The organism is Haloterrigena salina JCM 13891, from assembly GCF_000337495.1.
Lineage (GTDB): Archaea > Halobacteriota > Halobacteria > Halobacteriales > Natrialbaceae > Haloterrigena > Haloterrigena salina.
The window spans coordinates 38994-54892 of record NZ_AOIS01000063.1; the positions used below are offsets into that span (position 1 = coordinate 38994).

Sequence of the window (15899 nt, forward strand, 5' to 3'; positions counted from 1 at the left end):
TTCCGTCACGACGTGAGATAAATCGGTGGACAGAAACTGCGAGTACCCCTACCCGCTGTCCACCATCCTACTCGGCGAATCGCACTTCCGCGGAATATGCTTTGTGGCTCAGCTCGGGACTCGAACGGTGAGTCGTCCGCACCGAACGACGACAGATGGGACGCGTCTCCCGTCGCGGTGCTCGGTCGATCCCCGCCTGACCGTCGTTAGTCCCCGATATCGACGTCGACGTGTGGCAGCTCCGCGGTCAGGTACTCGACGAACTTGTCGGGGTGCTCGGCGTGGGGCAGTTGCGTCGCGTAGTCGATGACGACGAGGTCGGTGTCGGCGGCCTCGGCGAGGTCCCGCCCCTCGCGCAACGGCACGAGATCGGCGTCGCGACCCCAAACGAGCGTGGTCGGGGTCTCGAGGCCGGCCAGTTCGGTCTGCAGGTCGAAGTCGGGGTCGAGGGTGCCGCTGCTGAACGAGGCGGACGCGTAGCGGGCGCCGGGCTGGTGGGCGCTCCGCCACGCGTAGTCGACCGTCTCGTCGTCGATCCGGTCGGAATCGTAGTAGCCGTCGCGGTCGTAGAAGTAGCGAATCGAGGGTTTGCTCGCCAGCAGGTTGTAGAGCGTCGTCCCGACGACGGGCGCTCGAACGAGGGTCCGAACCCACGGCCGTTCGTCGGCGGTCTCGTCGGTCGGGCAGATCAACACGAGCTGTTCGAAGTCATCCCGGTCGGAGGATTCGGTCTCCGCGGCGGCCCCGACGGCGAAGGCGCCGGTCAGCGAGGTGGCGACGACGATCGGTTCGTCGGTCACCTCGTCGGCGAAGTCGCGGAGGAACTCGGCGTAGAGCGTCGCCGAGTAGACCAGCGGCGGTCGCTCGGAGCGGCCGAACCCGGGGAGGTCGACGGCGATCACGTGGTAATCCTCCGCCAGTCGCTCGACGATCGGCCGGAACTCGTGGCTGCTCGCGCCCGCGTAGATGCCGTGACAGAGGAGCAGATCGGGATCGTTCGGATCGCCGGCGACGGTGTAGCGCGTCTCGATGCCGCGCCAGCGATACGTCCGCTCGATCCCGACGAGCGGGTTCTCGAGGTCGCCCGCTCGCTTCGTGAGGAGGCGATTGCCGAGGACAGCTGCGCCGACGGTGCCGACCGCTGCGCCGAGGACTGTTCGGGCCTTCATGACCGATCGGTACGACCGCGAGCGTCTTAGATTTGCGGTTGGAACGCAGTCGCCGACACCGGGATCGCCGCCGGTATCGCGTCGATTCCGTTAGCCGTTATCGATCTCGAGATCGTCGAGACAGGTCTCGACGGGGGCCAACACGTCGTCGGCGATGGAGTAGGGATCGGTCTCGCCCTGCCGGACCGCTTCGGCGAGGTCCTCGACGCCTCCGGCGGCCGCGAGTCGGTCCTCGAGCACGGCGTTGACGTCCTCGCGCAACAGCGTGCGGATCTCCTCGGCGTAGCGACCGCGGACCTGTTCGGCGTGCTCGCCGGAGTCGACGAGGTACTGCCGGTGGTCGGCGAACGCCTCGAGGAGGTCGTCGACCCCCTCGCCGCGCGTGGCGACGGTCTCGACGATGGGGGTGGACCACGTCTCGGCGTCGGCTTCGTCGATGTCGTCCTCGGGATCCCAGTCGTCGTGGGCGTCGATGACCTCCTGGCTGTGGTGGCCGCTTCCGCCGGCCATGCCGCCGCCCTCGTCGAGCTGGATCATATCGCGCAGCTCCTGGACGGTTCGGTCGGCGCCGTCGCGGTCGGCCTTGTTGACCACGAAGACGTCCGCGATCTCGAGGATGCCGGCTTTCAGCGTCTGGATCTCGTCGCCCGACCCCGGCGGGACGAGGACGGCGACGGTGTCGGCGGTGCGGACGATGTCGATCTCGTTTTGCCCGGCGCCGACGGTCTCGATGATGATCTTGTCCTTTCCGAAGGCGTCCATCGCCTTGACGGCGTCCGCGGTGGCGGTCGACAGTCCGCCCAGCGTCCCGCGGGCGCTCATCGAGCGGACGAAGACGTCCATATCGCCGACGGTCGAGGCCATCCGGATGCGATCACCCAGTACCGCGCCGCCGGTAAACGGCGAGGAGGGGTCGATCGCGATGACGCCGACCGTCTCGCCGCGGTCGCGGTAGGTCTCCGCGAGTTTGTCGACCAGCGTCGACTTCCCCGCGCCGGGGCTGCCCGTGACGCCGATCACGTCGGCGTCGCCGGTGTGGGCGTACAGTTCGGAGACGAGATCCCGGTACCCCGGCGACCGGTTCTCGATCTTCGAGATGACTCGAGCCAGCGCGCGGTGTTTGCCCGCGAGCAGGTCCTCGAGCAACTCCTCGTCGGCGCTCATCGCTGGGGGGCGTTCTCGCGGACGAACTCGATGGTCTCCTCGATCGACGTCCCGGGGCCGAAGACGGCCGCGACGCCCTCCGCCATCAGTTCCTCGCGGTCCTCTTCGGGGATGACGCCGCCGGCCAGCACGAGCGTGTCCTCCTTGGCGCCGTACTCCTCGAGCCCGTCCATGATCTTCGGGATGAGCGTGTCGTGAGCCCCCGAGAGGATGGAGATTCCGAGCACGTCGACGTCCTCCTGGACGGCCGCCTGAACGATCTCCTCGGGCGCCTTGTGCAGCCCGGAGTAAATGACCTCGAAGCCGGCGTCGCGGAACGCCCGCGCGATGACGTGAGCTCCCCGATCGTGGCCGTCGAGACCGACTTTGGCGACGAGACACCGGATCGACTCCTGTTCCTGTTCGCTGCTCATAGCGGGGGTTCTTCGTCCGACCGTTTGACTTTAACGGAAGACATTAATGGAAGACTATGATGGTTAGAAACATCCGTTCTCGAGCGGAAACGGTATCGAGTCGACGATTTGGACCCGTGTCGGTCTCCGCGAACCGGCTCTCACTCGCTGCGTTGAAACTCGTCGTACAGTAGCTGCTGATGGAACCGAGAACCAAGAGAACCCGTAATTTGTCCGTTCGGACACTCTACGTTGTTACTTGTAACCCCTTGGTCTTTGGGGTCATAATTGTGCTATTGAACACGGCTTTTCGCTCCGCCGTCGAGGATCGAGACGCATGCGAGAAATCAGTGAAATACGCTTCAAGACGGTCGGCGAAGCCGAGAATAGACGGCTCATCGAACGTTACGTCGTCGACGCGATCGACAGGCTCCCGGAGTTGTCCTGCTGTGAGTACGCGGCGTTCATGCCCGTTACGCACGAGGCGGTCGACGGTAGTAACGTGTGGCTCACGGTCGCCGGCGACAGTGACGCCCTCGTCGAACACGAATCCGAGGCGTGGGACGCGCTCGTCGAAGCGGACCTCGTCTCGGAATGGGACGTGACGGAAGTTACGGAGGACTGGTACGAGACCGCCGGCGAACAGGGCGGCGAGTTGCTACTGCAGTGTCACGACGTTGCGAACCAGCTGACGACCGCCGCGTTCGAGACGTTCGACACTCGGCCCGCGCCGATCGATACGTATCCGAACGAGGATTCGAACCAACCGATCGGGTGGTGGATGGTGCTCGAAATCGCGGCGGGACACCAGGAGTACTCCTTCGGTGAACGGGCGGAGCTGTTCCTGTCCGGACTCGAGCATACCTACGAAGATATCGCGGAGCTTGGATCGCCCGAGACGGCGGCACAACACATCGACGAGGGCATTCGGGCGCTCGAAGCGCTTCGAGACGATCTCACGGGTGAAGCGGACGACGGCTGAATCACCAGCGATCCGGACAGATGGCGCTAATCGCCTACTGAATACGTGGTCATCGTTCGACGCGACCGACCGACGACCCGACGCGAGCCCTCGCGTCGATCGACTCGTAAACTGCTACGGTAATCGACTACCTCGGTGACCGCACACGGCGCCGACGCGTCGACCCGGATATTGTCGGCGACGTGATCACAGGCCGTATCGTTCGTTATCGAGGCAAATTCGCCCTTCGCGGAGTCGTACTACGTCCAGTCCGGCGGGGTGCCACGCGGCTTCCTCAGCGAGTCGGCGGCGGGTTGCCGCGCGTGACCGTGCCCGTAACGACCGCAACCGCGTTCGGAGGCGCCTTGACGTCTGTTTGGGGTCGTCTCCAGCGTCGTTACGGGTCGGGTGCGAACCGCGAGCCGACGAGACGAACCGAGTGATATCGGCCGAGCCGATACCGAGAAAACGGCCGTCTCGTGAGAGAAACTCCCCCGAACCAAAGGCTAAAGAACGTAACGACCTAACATTCGAGTAATGACTATCGTTCGTTTATTGCGGAGGGATCTCTCGTGGGCGTCGAAATAAAAGAGACCAGGGTATCCGACGCCGAGTTCGAGGAGATGAAGGGATTCGTCTTCGAGTATCTCGCGGCCAGCGTCGAGAAGGAAGAGGAGGGCGGTCGGATGCGCTGGTACCCGTGGCACTCGGCGGAGTACCGACACAATCACATCCTCAACGTGGTCGAACTCGCGACGGATATCGCGCGCGAGGAGGGCGCCGACATCGACGTCACCCGCGTCGCCGCGCTCTTTCACGACGTCGCCAAACTCGAGACCGATCAGGAGCTCCACGCCGAGGCCGGCGCGCGCGTCGCCCGGGAGTACCTCGAGTCCCGCGCGGACTACCCCGAATCGTTCATCGAGCAGGTCTGTCGGGCCATCGAACACCACTCCTACCAGGGCGACCTGACCGATCTCACGCTCGAGGCCCAGTGTCTCATCGAGGCCGACCTGCTCGATAAGGTCGGGGCCAACGGCACCGCCCTGATGCTGTTGCGGATGGGCTACGAGGCGCGGACTCACATGGACTGCGACGAGATGGTCGACCGCGTCTTAGAGCGCGGCTACGACGCTGCCTCCCGCGTCCAGAGCGACACCGCCGAAGGGATCGCCCACCGCCGGCTCAAGCGCGTGAAGTGGTTCCGGGAGTGGCTCGAGGACGAAATCGCCGCGATGGGCGACTAGAGCCGGTCTCATCCCGTTCGACCGGTCGATGAAATACCCTTCTCGAGCGCCCGGTCCCGCCGATATCCCGACGAGAGCCGTCGATCTCCCCACGAGAATCCCCGCCGCTCGAGAGCGACGCTATCAGTCCCGTCCGGTCGCGGAAGCTGAAACGCTTCGGCGGCCGACCAGTGTCGATTGAGTCTCGACGGACGAAGGAGGCGTTTCAGACACGAATCATATCGGGTCGAGACGGCCGTTGCGTTCATGACAGTGTAGCCTCGAATCGGTGGTAATGGGACGCGTTCGCCGAACCGGCCTTGTCGTGTGTTGTTGCCTAGCTATACTGACAGTTGGGCCGGTCGTCGGAGCCGCACAGCAGTCGGCGGCCGTCGTCGACGGATCGCCGGCTGCGAGTCAGACCGAGGTCGACGTCGCCGGGCAGGCGTCGGCTTGCTTCGACGCCGGAGGCTCCGAGTTCGTCATCGGTTCGTCGGACGGAACGAACATCTGGATTCGCCTCCACGCTGGGCCGCTCACCGATTCCGGCTGGGCGCTCGGCGCCGAAATGATCGGCTCGACCGGGGGGACCTCGATCGTCGAGGTCGTCGCCGGGATTCAGTTCGTCGGCGACGGCTTCCTCGATCTCCTCTCGAGTCCCGGTGAGTCGGTCGAACTGATCAGCGGGTTCGACTTCCAGTTGCCGATGCTCGAGATGGCCTCGAGCGGGCTCGGGGCCGACGAGGCCGCCGGGAGCGACGGCGGCGCCGAAAACGAGAGCGGAGACAGCGCCGCGAACGGGAGCGACGACGGGCAACGCGGTGGTCAACGGGCCAGCGACAGCCCGTTCGAGATGATTCGGTGCTGAGTCCTCAGACGACCCGAAGCGTTCCGATCGCGAGGAAGACCAGCCCGAACCCGACGAGGACGACGGCGCTCAACGCCGCGATGACGGGCGCGAAGGCGTCGACGCGGCGGCCGACCGCGTCCAGCGTTACCGGATAGACGACGATCCAGAGCGCGATCCCCGCGAAGAAGCCGGTCAACAGCGCGGGAGAGCCAGTTTCGACGACCAGCACCCCCTCGAGGGCCGACCCGGCGGCGGGGACGTGCGAGAGGATGTCGAGCGTTCCAGGTTGGAGCAGGCCAACGCCGACTGTGAGCCAGAAGCCGATCTGGTAGGGGTTGGTCAGCGAGAGGACGAACGTCTTGCGAAAGCCCGACGACCCGTCCTCGCGGCCGCCGGTGAAGGTGGTGGCGCTTCTGGCCTCTTCTACCGCACCCACGGCGAAGTACAGCATCAGCAGTCCGCCAGCGAAGTAGAGCGCGGGCCGGGCGGCCGGATAGCGGTCGATCACCGCGACGGCGCCGGCCAGCGTCAGGACGAAGAACAGTGCGTCCGCGCTCATCGCACCCAGTCCGGCTCGGAAGCCGGCGATCCGGCCGCGGATGACGCTCTCTTCGGCGATAATCGCGTTCATCGGTCCCGGTGGCGCGGCGAGCGCGAGTCCGAAGACCACGCCCGCGAGCGCCGTCGTGAGGACGGTCACGGTTCTCATACTCGAGTGGGCAACCAGCCGTGAAAAGCACGCTGACTTCGATTTCGTATGGGTTCTCGGCCCGTGACAACGACTCGCCCGAGTCGACGGCTTTGATACCCGGGCCGACGAAGGGCGAGCCATGGTCGACGTGCTTTCGGACGACATCGGTCGCTTCGTTCGTGCGGTCGGACCGAACCCGGACGAAACGTTGCGCGAGATGGGCGACTACGCCCGCGAGGAGGGGTTCCCATACGTGGGCCCCGAGGTCGGCGCCACTCTCCGCCTGCTCGCCCGCCTGACCGACGCCGAGCGGATCTTCGAGTTCGGTTCCGGCTACGGCTACTCGGCCTACTGGATGGCCGAGGCCCTCCCCGACGACGGCGAGATCGTCCTCACCGAGGTCGACGAGGACGAACTCGAGATGGCCCGCGAGTACATGCGTGAGGGCGGCTACGACGACCGCGCGCGGTACGAACTGGGCGACGCGCTCGAGACGATCGACGACTACGACGGCCCGTTCGACGTCGTCCTGATCGATTGCCAGAAACACCGCTACCGCGACGCGTTCGAGGCCGTCCGCGAGAAGCTGTCGCCGGGCGGCGTCGTCGTCGCGGACAACGCGATCACCGCGGCACCGATGGACTTCGAGCAACTGCTCGCGCTCGTCGAGGGCGAGGAACCCGGCGACGTCGACGAGCACACGCAGGGGATCGCCGACTACCTCGAGCGGGTAACTGACGACCCCGACTTCGAGACGATCGCGCTGCCGCTGGGCGAGGGGATCGCGATCAGCTACCGGCTCGAGTGAGGCGCCTCGAGGGAGCCGACGTGCTGTCCTACTAGGATCGGTAGCAGCGCGACTTATCGTCAGCTTTCCGTCGAAATTCCGACACTTCCACCGAAACTCGAGCGAAGAGTCCGACCAACGGGACCGAAAACGAGCGTTACTGCGTCGAGTAGTCGGAGTCGCCCTCGAGGACCTGTTCCTCGGGCGAATCGGCGCTGGTGGTGGCGCCGTACTCACGGAAGCCGAGGAACGTCGTCGCGGCGACGGCGGTCAGCAGCGTCGCCCACGTGACCGCGGTCAGCGAGCCGGCGATCGTCGCGTCGCTGCCCGGGACGGTCGCGCCGATGGTCTCGAGGCCGATGCCGTGGAGCGCGGCGGTCGCGAGAAAACCGAGCCAGAAGGCGGCCGAAAGCCCGGCCAGCGTCCGTCGGGAGACGCGGGTCGCGTACTGGGCCACGCAGTAAACGCCCGCGATGGCGACCGCGGTCGCTCCGACCGTCGGCACGAGCGCCTCGACAGTACTGGTCGCCATGCCGGCGACGGCGAAGCAGGCGAACGATACGGCCAGCAACAGCCGATCCGAACGGATGGAGGTCGGAATCACGTCGTGCACCGCTTTGCCGGGATGAATAGGCGGTCGGATATATAGCTGTTGGCTCGATTCGTCGACCGCTGTGAGCGGCGACGATCGGCCGACTGCTGGCGAAATCGACCGCGATCGGTCCGCTCTCGGGTCGCGAACTGCGACCCGGCTGATAGCTCAGTCGTCGGCGGCCGGCAGCGTCACCGAAAACGTCGATCTTCGCCGGACACGGACTCGAGGAGGATTCGCGGCGGCTCCGGTACACGGCCCTGTTCCGTCGAGCGGCGCCGGTCTCCGTCACGACCGGTTCGCCGTCGGTTCGCGTTAGTCGTCTCCGCCGTCCGCGAGAACGCGTTCCTCGGGCGAGGGTCGGCCGGGGTGGACGCCGTAGCTGGCGAAGCCGTACAGCACCGTCACCGCCACCGCACAGCAGACGACCGCACCTGAGATCGACTCGAGGATGAGCGGGATCGGCGGGGCGGCGAGTCCGTCGGTGACGGCCGCCGCCGAATCGCTTTCAGGGGCCGCGACCAGCGCGTAGGGGAGAAACGCGACGAACGCGACGACCCACCAGCGTTTCGCCGTCAGGCGGAGTTGAGCGACGCTGTCGTCGCGGACCTGGGTCGCGACGCCGGCGACGCCGAGCGCCATCAGAAGTAGGGACGGGAACAACCGGTACGGCGAGTCCAACCCGATATTACTCGCGACGCCGACGGCGACGAGCGCGACGGCCCCGACGAGCACCAAACTGGGACGTGACGCGAACGATCGTTTCATAGCTGCAAAGCGGTAGCGAGTCGTTGTACAAAACTCTCGCGAACCGGCCGCGCTCGACCGCGCGGATCGTGACCACAGTTCGGTCGCGGTCGACAACAAAGAACGTATTACCGACGTCGACGAGACGAAGGTGAGAATGATGTGGCCCGAGACGCAACCGAGTGCGAGTCGGACGTCCGTCGGTACGGACCGACGGACGGCGATCCGCGCGGATCCGTTCCGTCGTTCGCCGAGACCGACCGTTCCCGTTCGGCCGACTCCGGAGGGTGATTCGTGCGGTTCGTAACCCGACTCTGGAAACGACACGTCCGGAAGCGGCCGGACGAGTATCAGGCGTACGTCTCCCTCCCGACGCGCGACGACGACCCGTCGTTCGGCGAGGTGCACGACTGTATCGAACGCCTGGAACACGTCTTCGAGGGACGCCTCGACGTGTACGCGCGGACGCGCCGACTCGCGGTCGTTTCCGACCCCGTCTCGGCCGACCGGTTCGACGCCGACGCGTTCGAGGCCGCCCTCGAGTCGCTCGAGGACTGCTATGAGGCGCGCTCGCTCGCGCGAGTCGAGAAGTGGCGGCCGTCCGACGACCGGCTCGTCAAGTCCCACGTCGTCGTCCCGGTCAAGCCGCTGTTTCCACCCGATCGAGCGACCGACGAGCAGCGGATCGAGTCAGTCGTCGAGTAACGGCGTCCGGCGCGGCGGACGGTGATCGTCGCGCGGCGATCAGTCGTCGTCGTCGGTCGGTCCGGGCTCGGAGCCAGGGTCCCGATCGGAGCGGCGAGACTGACTGCCGGCGGACCGATCGCTTCCGGTCGAGCGACCCCCGCTCGAGCCTTCTTCGTCGGGCGTGACGGTGGCGGTGCGTCCCATCCAGCGACCGATGTTCTCGGCGACGTAGTCCTTGCCGCCCCAGCCGAAGGCGACGCCGGCGCCGATGGCGACCGCCGCGGCGAGGCCCCACGCGAGCGCTCGCGCGAAGACGTAGAGGATGCTGACGTCGATCCCCATCGTGTCGAGCCCGATGACGATCGCGGTGAAGTAGAGGAACATGCGGGCGCCGTTGGCGAACCAGTTCCCGTAGACCGTCTCGGCTGCCGCTCGCGTCCGCTCGATGATGTCACCGACGAAGTCGGCGACGACGAAGCCGATGACGATGACGAGCAGTCCGGCGATGAACGCCGGCAGGTACGAGACGGCCGTCGCGATCCACTCCGACAGCAACTGGATCGCGAGGGCGTTGGCGGCCGCGAGGATGGCAAGGGCGTAGACGAACCACTTCGCGAGCGAGCCGAAGGCGCTGGAGACGGCCCGTTCCGTCCCGCCGAGGATGCGCCCCAGCGGCGTCTCGAGGACCATCCTGTCGAGTTCGATCCCGTCGGCGAGGCTTCGAACGGCGCGCGCGGCGACGCGGCCGATGATCCAGCCGATGAAGAGGATCACCAGCGCGCCGATCAGCCGCGGAAGGAACGTGACGAGTTCCGCGATCGGATCCTGTAACCAGTCGGGAACCTGTCCTTGCTGGGCGAGTTGCGGTTGAACCATACACCGACGCGTCGTCCCCGCGGGGTTTCGTAATTGAGTCCCTATCGAAATATAGTGAAACCAACCCGTTCGGCCCGGCGATGGCACCGCAATTGAAGTGTCCGTTGTCCCGAATTGCGCGTCGAACGGACGGTAACGGAGCGGTATCGGTTTCGAGCCGTGACGACGCGTAGCTCGCCGCTGGTGTCGGAGTTGTCGTCCCGCCGGCGTGCGATAATGAGGGTTTGGCGATCCTGTCGCCGACCCGCCGACAGATCGCGCGACGGCACCGTCGAATTCGGAGACGAATCTCGGACGGTAACTACCGGGTTTCGTGCATGACGAGACCCGGTACTATCCGCGCTTCGAGACGAGGCTCGAGGTCGTTTCGATCCACGACTCGGTCCGATTCGCCCACCGATTCGGAGCGGTCGTTCGCGGTCGCTCAGCGAGCGGCCGTTTCGGTGTCTAGCTAACCCGACGGCCGTAATAGCGGATTAGCGACGACGGCGAATCGGTCCGGCTGCCGAGGGCCGAGCGCGACCGAGATCGGTCCTCCATCGGCAGAACGGAACCGTCAGCGGGGCATTCACGCGCCCTCTCGACGGCGATCCGACCGGGGCTCCAGCTGCGGTTCCGGCATGAGCTCCTCGATCGGCCGCTCGTCGAGCCACTCGAGCAGCGCCACCAGTTGGTCCGTCGCGGCTTCGAACAGCTCTTCGCCGACCTCGGGGGTCGCGTCGGTCTGGTCGCCGAAGACGCCGTTGGGGCTGTTCTCGATGCAGTCGTAGAACGTGGTCGCGCCGTGTACTCGCTCGGCGTCGTAGTCGAAGACCGCGCCGCCGTCGCGGGCCTCCTCGAGGCGGTCCTCGCGGACGAGTTCGTTGGCGATGTGCATGATCATCGCCGTCTCCTTGGGGCCGCCGTGGGGGCCGGGGGTCTCGAAGACCTCCTCGATCAGTTCGGGGATGGACTCGTCCCACATCCACTCGATGGCGTAGGCGGTGCCGTCGTCGTGGAGCCGCCGGCCGACCTCCCGGAGGTGAGCGACGTTGCCGCCGTGGGCGTTGACGTAGACGATGCGGTCGATGCCGTGGTAGGTGAGGTTTCGCGAGAGGCTCTCGACGTAGTCCCGAAAGATCGGCGCCTCGACCCACATCGTCCCGTGGAACTGCCGGTGGTGGGAGCTGACGCCGATCGGAATCGGCGGCGTACAGAGGTACCCGGTACGATCGGTCGCTTCGCGGGCCAGCGCCTCGGCGATCATGTGGTCCGTCCCTTCGGGGAGGTGCGGGCCGTGCTGCTCGGTCGAGCCCAGCGGGACGACCGCGAGCGACTCGTCCGCGACGTAGTCGCCGAGTTCCGGCCAACTCCGGTTGGCGAGGTACATAGTCGACGCTCTCGGCGAAGCCGGAAAACAGTGGGTGCTGCGGAACCCGTCGCCGCCTCGGTCCGACTCGAGGGCCGCCTCGACGCGGTCCGCCGGGTCGATCGACCGATTCGATTGCTATTCGAGCCGGTTCCAGACGGACTATTATGATAACTCTTAATAGATCAGTCCCCGGAAGTTATTATATGGCAGTCGTCAGCGTCTCGATGCCGGACGAACTCCTCGAGCGACTCGATCAGTTCGCGGACGAACACGGCTACACCGGCCGGAGCGAGGTCGTCCGGGAGGCCTCGCGGAACCTCCTCGGCGAGTTCGAGGACACCCGTCTCGAGGACCGCGATCTGATGGGAATCGTCACCGTCCTCTTCGACTACGAAACGACCAGCGTCGAGGAACAGATGATGCACCTGCGTCACGAACACGAGGACCTCGTCGCCTCGAACTTCCACAGCCACGTCGGCGACCACTACTGTATGGAACTGTTCGTCCTCGAGGGCGAACTCGAGGATATCTCGACGTTCGTCGGAAAGATCCGCGCGACCAAGGACGCGCTGACGGTCGACTACTCGGTAATTCCCGTCGACGATTTCGATCCGTTCGCACAGGGTAACTGACCCCGTCTCGGGTTCGATCGAACGACTAGTTTTACTGTACGGCAGCCTAACACACGGACATGACCTACCGGAAGGTGAACTACGAGGACGTCGAACAGGTCTCGAGCGCGATGCACTTCTTATCGGATCCGCTCGAGACCGAGCAGGTGGGGGTGACGGTCGCTCGCTGCGATCCCGGCTGGAACAGCAAACCCCACGATCACACGGAGAACGGCCACGAGGAGGTTTACGTGCTGATCGAGGGGAATGCGACGGTCATCATCGACGACGAACCGGTCGCGATGGAGACCGGCGACGCGCTGTGGATCCCCCCGTCGTCGACCCGCCAGATCCGCAACGGCGACGCGGAGAGCGCGTTCGTGCTCGTCAGCGCCCCGAGTATCGCCGAGGAAGACGGCGACAACGGAGAGTGGTCGCTTTCGGGCTTCGCCGGCTGAGATCGCAGCGTCGCTTCGATCGAACCGCGCCGCGGGGTGTCGCGCTCGGTCGCGGTCGGCGAGGAATCGAGAGACAGCGGGACGGTTTTGTGCCTCGCCGTGGTTTCGACTCCCAGGTGACCGCCGATCTACTCGAAACACCACGCCGCCATCTCGCTCGTCGCCGCCGGCGTTCTCGCCGCCGTACTGTCGCCGATCAGCGCGCTGGGCGTCGAACTCCCTGCCGTCGCGGTCGTCGTCTACGGCACCGCCGCCGGCGTGCTCATCGACGTCGATCACTTGCTCATCGCGCGGATCAAGACCGGGAGCTGGGACGCCGTCTGGTTCTGCCTCGCGAATCCGATCGCGGCCGTCGCCGACCAGGGGCAGATCTTCGAGAACGGCGACGTCGGCGTGCTCTCACGGCTGTTGAGCCACCTCCTCATCATCGGAACCGTCGTCCCGCTGCTGGCGCTCGCGAGCCGCTCGCTCGCGATCGTGACCGGCGTCGTCCTCTACGTCCACGTCGTCTGTGACGTGGTGTGGGACCGCTGGCGACTCGAGGACCACGCGGCCAATTCGGCCTCGGTCAACGACCTCGTTCGGGAGCTTCGATAGCAGCGACGGCACTCGACTACCGGCCGTACCGTCTGAGCGACGCTACCGCCGGTGACGGTACCGTCTCGCAGCGGAAGCGGTGAACGGCGACCCGGCTCCGCCGCTGGGCGATCCAACTGCGCCGTCGGAACTACGAGTTCGCCCCGCTCTCGTTGTCGTCGTCCGCACTGCCGTCGTCCGTTTCGTTCCCGCCGGAGCCGCCGGTCTCGCCGTCGTTCGCCTCGGCGTCGCCACGGTCGTCGGCGTCCTCGTCGCTCTCGTCGGATTCGTCGTCGACCTCTTCGACGTCGACGTCCTCGCCCGCGACGCCGCTCTCCGAGATGACGGGCGTCAGGTTGTAGCCGCCGTTTCCTTTCTTGACCACGTTGATGTCGAACACGAACTCGAGGGGTTCGTCCTCGCGAACCTCGAAGGCGTGGGTGATCTGGAGTTTCTCGCTCGGCACCTTCACGGGCACCGTCTCGCCGTCGACGACGCCTTCGACGTCCGCGACGTGGAGTTCGATCTTCTCGTAGGTCCCCGCCGAGAGGCCGCCCTCGAAGACCGAGACGGCCTTCTCGCCGACGACCTGCGTCAGGTCGACCGTCGCGCCCTCGAGGTCGAGCCAGTAGAATCCGCGGCGTCGCTCGACGCCGGTCTCGCTCGAGTCGGATTCGTCACCGTCTGCGTCCGATTCGCCGTCGTTCGCGTCCGATTCGTCGCCGGATTCGTCACCCGACGATGTCCCGTCGTCGCCGTCCTCGGACGATTCCTCCTCGTCCCCGTCGTCGGCCGCTTCCTCGTCGTCGGTTTCGGCGTCTTCGCCGTCGGTCTCGGACTCGCCACTCTCGCCGTCGTCCGACTCCTCGCCCCCGCCGTCGAAGATGCGGGCGCTGTCAAAGGACACGTCGAGTCGATCGAAGTTGCCGATGTCGGCGGGCCTGTCGCTGACGAGCAGCCGGAAGTTCGCCGCGTCGGCGGTCGTCGGCCCGTCGGTCTCCTCGCTGTCAGCCTCGTCGTCCGGCGCGTCGCTCGAGTCCTCAGGCGTCGCATCGCCGGCGCAGCCGGCCAGCATCGTCGCGCCGACGGTGCCGCCCGCGGCGATGAACGCCCGGCGGTCGATATCGGAGTCGTACGGTTCGTCGTCTCGTTCGTCGTTCGTCGGGTCGGTCGTCATATGCCGTCCGTCGGATGCGGGTCGCTAAAAGGGTGACAGTCGTTCTGAACGGACAGAACGGTTCACGAACGTTTCGGACGGCGACTTTCTGCAGGAAGGAACCCGACGGAACCGTCGAGCGCTCCGCAGGACGCCGTTTCGGCGAACACCGATTCGTCTCCTCCCGCGAGCGACAGCGACCGGCGACGCCGAGGGGACGGCCGCCCCGCCGCATCCCGGTCTGTGGCTTGCAACGGATCACCGCACCTATATTTATCGTGCTGTCCTCTGACACCATATGGACCTACTCGACGACAGCATCGTCCCGGAGCACGCCCGCGATATCAAGGCCGAAGCCCGGGAGTTCGCGCGCGAACACATCGAACCGAACGCCCAGGAGTACTACCAGGCCGGCGAGTATCCGGAGGAGATCCTCGAGGCGGGTCAGGAGGCGAACCTCGTCGCGCAGGACATTCCCGAGGAGTGGGGCGGCCGGGGGCTCGATCTCCCGCAACTGCTTGCGCTGACCGAGGAGTTCTACCGCGCAGACGCGGGGATCGCGCTGACGCTCCAGTTGGCGAGTTTCGGCTGTGAACTCACCTACGAGTACGGCACCGACGAGCAGTGCGAGGAGTACATCCGACCGGTCGCCGAGGGCGAGCAGCGCTCGGGGCTTGGCGTCTCCGAACCCGACACCGGCAGCGACCTCGCGGGGATGGAGACCACGGCGGAGAAGGACGGCGACGAATACGTGATCAACGGCGAGAAGTACTGGATCGGCAACGGCGTCGAGGCCGACTGGATCACCCTCTACGCGCGCACCGGCGACGACGAGTCGAACCCCTACGCCAACTACTCGCTCTTTATCGTCCCGACCGACACCGACGGCTACGAGGCCGAACACATCCCCGAGAAGATGGCGATGCGCGCCTCGAAACAGGCCCATATCGAACTCGAGGACTGCCGGATCCCCGAGGAGAACCTGATCGGCGAGGAGGGCGAGGGGTTCTGGATGCTCGCGGACTTCTTCAACCACGGCCGAATCGCCGTCTCCGGCCACGGGATCGGCCTCGCGGCGGCGGCCATCGAGTCCACTTGGGAGTTCGTCCACGACCGCGAGCAGTTCGGTCGGACGATCAGCGACTTTCAGGCGGTCCAGCACGGCCTCTCGGACATGCTGATCGAGTTCGAGAGCGCCCGTTCGCTCACCTGGCGAGCCTGCGAGAAAGTACAAAACGGGGAGAACGAGGGCTACTGGGCGGCGCTGTCGAAGACCAACGCGACCGAGACCGCGACTTCGGTCGCCGAACAGGGGATGCAGTTCCACGGCGGTCGGTCGATCCTGGACGAGCGACGGATCGCCCGCGTCTACCGCGACGTCCGCATTCCGGTCATCTACGAGGGGGCGAACGAGATTCAGCGCAACCTGATCTACGGGCAGGCGCCGTAACGTCGGGCCGGCGGAACTTCCGCGTTCGTCGACCGTCGACCTCCGGCCAGTCGATGCGTCCGCGACCGCGTCCGCAGCCGATCGATGGTCCATTGGCGTGACTGACACGCCGAAAGAACAATCCGTTTCGCCCCGGTAGGCAGCGGTATCGACGA

At 66.0% G+C, this 15899-nt stretch carries 18 protein-coding genes; 9 read left to right on the forward strand and 9 right to left on the reverse strand.

Annotated elements, in window-relative coordinates; all coding sequences use genetic code 11:
- Positions 1-206: 206 nt before the first annotated feature.
- The 3 genes from C477_RS19550 to C477_RS19560 all read right to left on the reverse strand — a co-directional run bounded on the left by C477_RS19550 (position 207) and on the right by C477_RS19560 (position 2746).
- Positions 207-1169, reverse strand: coding sequence for an alpha/beta fold hydrolase (locus C477_RS19550; protein WP_008896287.1), 963 nt, complete (start codon positions 1167-1169; stop codon positions 207-209).
- Positions 1170-1259: 90 nt separating this feature from the next.
- Positions 1260-2333 carry a methylmalonyl Co-A mutase-associated GTPase MeaB gene (meaB, locus tag C477_RS19555; protein WP_008896288.1) on the reverse strand — a complete coding sequence of 358 codons (1074 nt, stop codon included), beginning with the start codon at positions 2331-2333 and terminating at the stop codon, positions 1260-1262.
- Positions 2330-2746: a cobalamin B12-binding domain-containing protein gene (locus C477_RS19560; RefSeq protein ID WP_008896289.1), complete on the reverse strand. Its 417-nt coding sequence runs from the start codon at positions 2744-2746 to the stop codon at positions 2330-2332. The genes meaB and C477_RS19560 overlap by 4 nt, the downstream gene beginning before the upstream one ends.
- Positions 2747-3062: 316 nt before the next feature.
- Here C477_RS19560 and C477_RS19565 point away from each other — a divergent pair, with 316 nt between their 5' ends.
- The 3 genes from C477_RS19565 (at position 3063) to C477_RS19575 (ending at position 5780) form a co-directional block, all read left to right on the forward strand.
- Complete coding sequence (locus tag C477_RS19565; protein ID WP_008896290.1) at positions 3063-3707, forward strand: hypothetical protein; 645 nt, start codon at positions 3063-3065, stop codon at positions 3705-3707.
- Between the two features lie 551 nt (positions 3708-4258).
- Complete coding sequence (locus C477_RS19570; RefSeq protein ID WP_008896291.1) at positions 4259-4933, forward strand: HD domain-containing protein; 675 nt, start codon at positions 4259-4261, stop codon at positions 4931-4933.
- Positions 4934-5207: 274 nt separating this feature from the next.
- Positions 5208-5780 carry a DUF7332 family protein gene (locus C477_RS19575; protein ID WP_008896292.1) on the forward strand — a complete coding sequence of 191 codons (573 nt, stop codon included), beginning with the start codon at positions 5208-5210 and terminating at the stop codon, positions 5778-5780.
- Between the two features lie 4 nt (positions 5781-5784).
- Here C477_RS19575 and C477_RS19580 read toward each other — a convergent pair whose 3' ends face one another.
- On the reverse strand, positions 5785-6471 hold the full coding sequence (locus C477_RS19580) for a LysE family translocator (RefSeq protein ID WP_008896293.1): 687 nt from the start codon (positions 6469-6471) through the stop codon (positions 5785-5787).
- Between the two features lie 121 nt (positions 6472-6592).
- On the opposite strand from C477_RS19580, the gene C477_RS19585 reads away from it, so the two are divergent.
- Positions 6593-7261 carry an O-methyltransferase gene (locus C477_RS19585; protein ID WP_008896294.1) on the forward strand — a complete coding sequence of 223 codons (669 nt, stop codon included), beginning with the start codon at positions 6593-6595 and terminating at the stop codon, positions 7259-7261.
- 136 nt (positions 7262-7397) lie between these two features.
- On the opposite strand, the gene C477_RS19590 is transcribed toward C477_RS19585, so the two are convergent.
- Complete coding sequence (locus C477_RS19590) at positions 7398-7853, reverse strand: hypothetical protein (protein WP_008896295.1); 456 nt, start codon at positions 7851-7853, stop codon at positions 7398-7400.
- A gap of 294 nt (positions 7854-8147) precedes the next feature.
- Positions 8148-8600 (reverse strand): hypothetical protein, encoded by a 453-nt coding sequence (locus tag C477_RS19595; RefSeq protein ID WP_049914696.1) that lies wholly within the window; start codon positions 8598-8600, stop codon positions 8148-8150.
- Between the two features lie 273 nt (positions 8601-8873).
- Between C477_RS19595 and C477_RS19600 the strand changes: the two genes are divergently transcribed.
- A complete protein-coding gene (locus C477_RS19600; RefSeq protein ID WP_008896297.1) occupies positions 8874-9284 on the forward strand; it encodes a hypothetical protein in 411 nt (136 codons plus the stop codon).
- Between the two features lie 39 nt (positions 9285-9323).
- Here the strand turns inward: C477_RS19600 and C477_RS19605 are convergent, their stop codons facing one another.
- Both C477_RS19605 and C477_RS19610 read right to left on the reverse strand, forming a co-directional pair.
- Entirely contained in the window at positions 9324-10142 is an 819-nt protein-coding gene (locus C477_RS19605; RefSeq protein ID WP_008896298.1) for a mechanosensitive ion channel family protein, read from the reverse strand.
- A 568-nt stretch (positions 10143-10710) separates the two neighbouring features.
- Positions 10711-11511, reverse strand: a complete 801-nt coding sequence (locus C477_RS19610) for a creatininase family protein (protein ID WP_008896299.1) — start codon at positions 11509-11511, stop codon at positions 10711-10713.
- A 185-nt stretch (positions 11512-11696) separates the two neighbouring features.
- On the opposite strand from C477_RS19610, the gene nikR reads away from it, so the two are divergent.
- The 3 genes from nikR to C477_RS19625 all read left to right on the forward strand — a co-directional run bounded on the left by nikR (position 11697) and on the right by C477_RS19625 (position 13159).
- The gene (gene nikR / locus C477_RS19615) at positions 11697-12125 is read left to right on the forward strand and encodes a nickel-responsive transcriptional regulator NikR (protein ID WP_008896300.1); all 429 of its coding nucleotides are present in this window, start codon (positions 11697-11699) and stop codon (positions 12123-12125) included.
- A 59-nt stretch (positions 12126-12184) separates the two neighbouring features.
- The gene (locus tag C477_RS19620) at positions 12185-12562 is read left to right on the forward strand and encodes a cupin domain-containing protein (RefSeq protein ID WP_008896301.1); all 378 of its coding nucleotides are present in this window, start codon (positions 12185-12187) and stop codon (positions 12560-12562) included.
- A 150-nt stretch (positions 12563-12712) separates the two neighbouring features.
- A complete protein-coding gene (locus C477_RS19625; protein ID WP_193366273.1) occupies positions 12713-13159 on the forward strand; it encodes a hypothetical protein in 447 nt (148 codons plus the stop codon).
- A gap of 130 nt (positions 13160-13289) precedes the next feature.
- On the opposite strand, the gene C477_RS19630 is transcribed toward C477_RS19625, so the two are convergent.
- Positions 13290-14315 (reverse strand): DUF4382 domain-containing protein, encoded by a 1026-nt coding sequence (locus C477_RS19630; RefSeq protein ID WP_008896303.1) that lies wholly within the window; start codon positions 14313-14315, stop codon positions 13290-13292.
- Positions 14316-14592: 277 nt separating this feature from the next.
- Here C477_RS19630 and C477_RS19635 point away from each other — a divergent pair, with 277 nt between their 5' ends.
- On the forward strand, positions 14593-15744 hold the full coding sequence (locus tag C477_RS19635; RefSeq protein WP_008896304.1) for an acyl-CoA dehydrogenase family protein: 1152 nt from the start codon (positions 14593-14595) through the stop codon (positions 15742-15744).
- Positions 15745-15899 lie beyond the last annotated feature (155 nt).

Coding starts and splice junctions, on each gene's coding strand:
- C477_RS19595 (WP_049914696.1), bottom strand. CDS start 8,600: ATGAAACGATCGTTCGCGTCACGTCCCAGTTTGGTGCTCGTCGGGGCC.
- C477_RS19620 (WP_008896301.1), top strand. CDS start 12,185: ATGACCTACCGGAAGGTGAACTACGAGGACGTCGAACAGGTCTCGAGC.
- C477_RS19585 (WP_008896294.1), top strand. CDS start 6,593: ATGGTCGACGTGCTTTCGGACGACATCGGTCGCTTCGTTCGTGCGGTC.
- C477_RS19580 (WP_008896293.1), bottom strand. CDS start 6,471: ATGAGAACCGTGACCGTCCTCACGACGGCGCTCGCGGGCGTGGTCTTC.
- meaB (WP_008896288.1), bottom strand. CDS start 2,333: ATGAGCGCCGACGAGGAGTTGCTCGAGGACCTGCTCGCGGGCAAACAC.
- C477_RS19630 (WP_008896303.1), bottom strand. CDS start 14,315: ATGACGACCGACCCGACGAACGACGAACGAGACGACGAACCGTACGAC.
- nikR (WP_008896300.1), top strand. CDS start 11,697: ATGGCAGTCGTCAGCGTCTCGATGCCGGACGAACTCCTCGAGCGACTC.
- C477_RS19575 (WP_008896292.1), top strand. CDS start 5,208: ATGGGACGCGTTCGCCGAACCGGCCTTGTCGTGTGTTGTTGCCTAGCT.
- C477_RS19560 (WP_008896289.1), bottom strand. CDS start 2,746: ATGAGCAGCGAACAGGAACAGGAGTCGATCCGGTGTCTCGTCGCCAAA.
- C477_RS19565 (WP_008896290.1), top strand. CDS start 3,063: ATGCGAGAAATCAGTGAAATACGCTTCAAGACGGTCGGCGAAGCCGAG.
- C477_RS19605 (WP_008896298.1), bottom strand. CDS start 10,142: ATGGTTCAACCGCAACTCGCCCAGCAAGGACAGGTTCCCGACTGGTTA.
- C477_RS19550 (WP_008896287.1), bottom strand. CDS start 1,169: ATGAAGGCCCGAACAGTCCTCGGCGCAGCGGTCGGCACCGTCGGCGCA.
- C477_RS19610 (WP_008896299.1), bottom strand. CDS start 11,511: ATGTACCTCGCCAACCGGAGTTGGCCGGAACTCGGCGACTACGTCGCG.
- C477_RS19635 (WP_008896304.1), top strand. CDS start 14,593: ATGGACCTACTCGACGACAGCATCGTCCCGGAGCACGCCCGCGATATC.